The organism is Streptomyces sp. SM1 (assembly GCF_002910825.1).
Classification (GTDB): Bacteria; Actinomycetota; Actinomycetes; order Streptomycetales; family Streptomycetaceae; genus Streptomyces; species Streptomyces okerensis.
In genome coordinates, this window is the sequence record NZ_NEUB01000235.1 from 1 (window position 1) to 3,200 (window position 3,200).

The following is a 3,200-nucleotide window of genomic DNA, read 5'->3' on the forward strand; positions in this document are numbered from 1 at the left end:
GGCCAACCTAACCTTACCTGCCACCCGGAGGCCACAAAAGAGAGGTGGGGGGCTCCTCCGGCCGGCGCCGGCCTCCTTGGACGATCCCCCGCGTCGCCCAAGGAGGCCGACAACCCGGAACGGGCCCAAGGGCCCGCCGGACGCGTTGAATATAGTTGGCTGGCAGCCAGTCAACGCAGGAGTCCAGCATGTCCCCGCGCAGCGCCCTGGTCAATGAAGAGTTGCGGAGGCGTTCGAAGGAACGGCTCCTGCACGCCGCCGTGGAGCTGGTCGACGAGCACGGATACGAGGCGACGACGCTCGGCGACATCGCCGACCGGGCCGGTTCCGCGCGGGGCCTCGTTTCGTACTACTTCCCGGGAAAACGCCAGCTCGTGCAGTCCGCCGTGCACCGGCTGATGCACCGCACACTGGAGGAGGCCCTGGAGCGGGAGCCGCGCGCGGAGGACGGCCGGGAGCGGATGGCGCGGGCCATCGACGCGATCCTCGGCCTGGCACGGGAAAGGCCGGTACTGATGCGCCAGCACATGGCCGGACTGCTGCAGGCCGAGGGTTTCCTTCCCTGCCCCGAACAACGGCGTCTGGCCGAACTGCTGAGCGACACCGTCGCCCGGCACGGCTCCGAGGACGTCGGGGCCGACTACCCCATGCTGCGCGCCCTGCTGATGGGCGCCGTGTACGCGGCCGTGATGCCGGGCGCGCCGCTGTCCGTGCCCGCACTGCGCGCGGAGTTGTTCAAGCGCTACCGGCTCGACTGGGAGATGGGTGTCCCGCCGGACACCGGAGCACCCGGCGGGACGTGTGGGAAGGACCGGACGGACATGGCCCGGTTCTTCGCGACGGAGCCGGACGGTCAGTCGAAGTAGTCCGGCTGCGTCTGTACGTTGAGCTCACGCATGTGGACCCAGCGGGCCGGGTCCGTGCGCCGGTCGTCGATCCTCAGGACGTCGAAGCCCTTGGCGATGTCGTTGGAGTAGATGTAGCCGTTGTAGTAGTACGCCGACCAGGAACCGCCGGTGGCGATCCGCTCCGTGGACAGCGGACCGCGCTCGAAGTACGCGATCTCCCTGGGCTTCGAGGAGTTGGTGAAGTCCCAGACGGAGACGCCGCCCTGGTACCAGGCCTGGACCATCAGGTCCCGGCCCCGGACCGGGATCAGCGAGCCGTTGTGGGCCACGCAGTTCTCGGTGTCCGCCTGGTGGCGCGGGATCTTGAAGTAGCTGCGGAAGACCAGCTTGCTCCGCTCGCCCTTGCCGACGATGTCGTAGATGCCGTCCGCGCCGCGGTCGGGGCCGATCTCCGCGTTGCAGGTGGCCGCGCCGCCGCCGCCCAGCTCGTCGGTGAAGACGACCTTGCGGGCCGTCTGGTTGAAGGTCGCCGAGTGCCAGAACGCGAAGTTGACGTTGTCCTGCACGCGGTCGATCACCCGGGGACGCTCCGGGTTCTCGATGGAGAACAGGATGCCGTCGCCCATGCAGGCACCGGCGGCCAGGTCCTTCGAGGGCAGCACGGTGATGTCGTGGCAGCCGGTGGTCTTGGAGACACCCGGGTTGGTGGGGGCGCCCGGGTTGCCGCCGCCGTCCGGCCCCTCACCCGGGAACAGCACCGGGAAGCCGACGACCGCCGCCTTGTGCGGCGCCTTGCGCGGCACCTTGATCACGGAGATGCCGTCGTGCGGCGGCCGGCAGTCGGGGTACGCCGCGTTCGGCGAGTACGAGGAGACGTAGACGTAGACGTTCCTGCGCTCGGGCACCAGCGTGTGGGTGTGCGAGCCGCAGGCGGTCTCGACGGCGGCGACGTAGCGCGGGTTCCGCTTGTCGCTGATGTCGAAGACCTTCATGCCCTCCCACGAGGACTTCTCGGTCGCCGGCTGGGTGGTGCTGTTGCAGCTGCTGTCGCTGCGCGAGGAGTCGGTGGACAGGAACAGCAGGTCGCCGGAGACGGAGATGTCGTTCTGCGAGCCGGGGCACAGAACCTGGGCCACCGTTCTGGGCGCCCTGGGGTTCCTGATGTCGAAGATGCGGAAGCCGTCGTAGTTGCCGGCGAAGGCGTACCGGCCCTGGAACGCCAGGTCCGAGTTGGTGCCGGACAGCACGTCCTTGGGGATGTTGGCCACGTGCCGGATGTTGTCGGAGTGGACGATCTCGTCCTGGCCGGGTATCTCGCCGCTCTCGATGGCCTTGCGGGCCTCGGCCTGGTCGCTGCGCGAGACCTCCTTCCCCTCGGTGGGCGAGTCCCCGGGGTCGGGGATCGCCGCGGCCGGCGAGGCGGTGAGCAGGGCGGCCAGCAGACCACCGGCCGCCGTGGCGACTCCCAGCCGTCTGCGCCGGGTTCGGGAACCTCTCAACAGGATCACTGTTTTCCTCCCTGGTTCCGTTCGCGTCGGAACGGTTTTCGCTCCGGCAGTATCGTCTTGGGCATGCACATACCAACAGAGGGCAACGCCATCGCAACGAAGTTTTTTGATCAACGTTGCGCGGAAGCGTGCTAGGACGGTCGTCGACACTCACGAGGTGTCCCGCAACCCCCCTGCCACAGGAGGTCCTTGTGCACTACCGCCGCGTGCCGCCCCTGTCCGTCGTCGCCGCCGGGCTGACCGCCCTGGCCGTACTCGGGCTCGTGGGCTGCGACTCCGGCACGGACGACACCAAGTCCTCGGCGGCGAGCGGACCTTCGGTCCTCGCACCCGGAGCGCCCGGTGAGGAGAACCGCACGCTGTCGGCCGAGGAGGCGTCGCGGCAGCGCGCGGAGGACGACTCCCCCAACTCCGCCGACGTGTCGTACGCGCGGATGATGATCGGGCATCACGCGCAGGCCCTGGAGATGACCGGGCTGGTGCCGGACCGCGCCGAGTCGCCGAAGATCGTCGGACTGGCCGAGCGCATCGCCGCCGCCCAGGGGCCGGAGATCGAGGCGATGAGGGGCTGGCTGAAGAGCCACGGCAAGCCGGAGCGGGACGACGGGCACGGGCACGACCACGCGACGATGCCGGGGATGGCCACGACGGCCCAGCTGAAGCAGCTGCGCACGGCTGACGGCAAGGCCTTCGACCAGCTCTTCCTCACCCTGATGATGACCCATCACCAGGGGGCGATCACCATGTCCACCGAGGTGAAGGCACAGGGCAACAACATCTGGATCGAGGAGATGGCGGACGACGTGGTGGCCCAGCAGACGAGCGAGATCAGCCGGATGCGCGA

Annotated in this window: 3 protein-coding genes; 2 read left to right on the plus strand and 1 reads right to left on the minus strand. The window is 69.0% G+C overall.

The features are described 5' to 3' along the window. Positions 1-188: 188 nt before the first annotated feature. On the plus strand, positions 189-866 hold the full coding sequence (locus B9S61_RS05505; RefSeq protein WP_103541178.1) for a TetR/AcrR family transcriptional regulator: 678 nt from the start codon (positions 189-191) through the stop codon (positions 864-866). Here B9S61_RS05505 and B9S61_RS05510 read toward each other — a convergent pair. Next, positions 854-2,356: an LVIVD repeat-containing protein gene (locus B9S61_RS05510; protein WP_103541179.1), complete on the minus strand. Its 1,503-nt coding sequence runs from the start codon at positions 2,354-2,356 to the stop codon at positions 854-856. The genes B9S61_RS05505 and B9S61_RS05510 overlap by 13 nt on opposite strands. A 191-nt stretch (positions 2,357-2,547) precedes the next feature. Here B9S61_RS05510 and B9S61_RS05515 point away from each other — a divergent pair. Next, positions 2,548-3,200: DUF305 domain-containing protein (locus B9S61_RS05515; protein WP_103541180.1), on the plus strand; the 653-nt coding region annotated here is incomplete at its 3' end.

Coding starts and splice junctions, on each gene's coding strand:
- B9S61_RS05505 (WP_103541178.1), top strand. CDS start 189: ATGTCCCCGCGCAGCGCCCTGGTCAATGAAGAGTTGCGGAGGCGTTCG.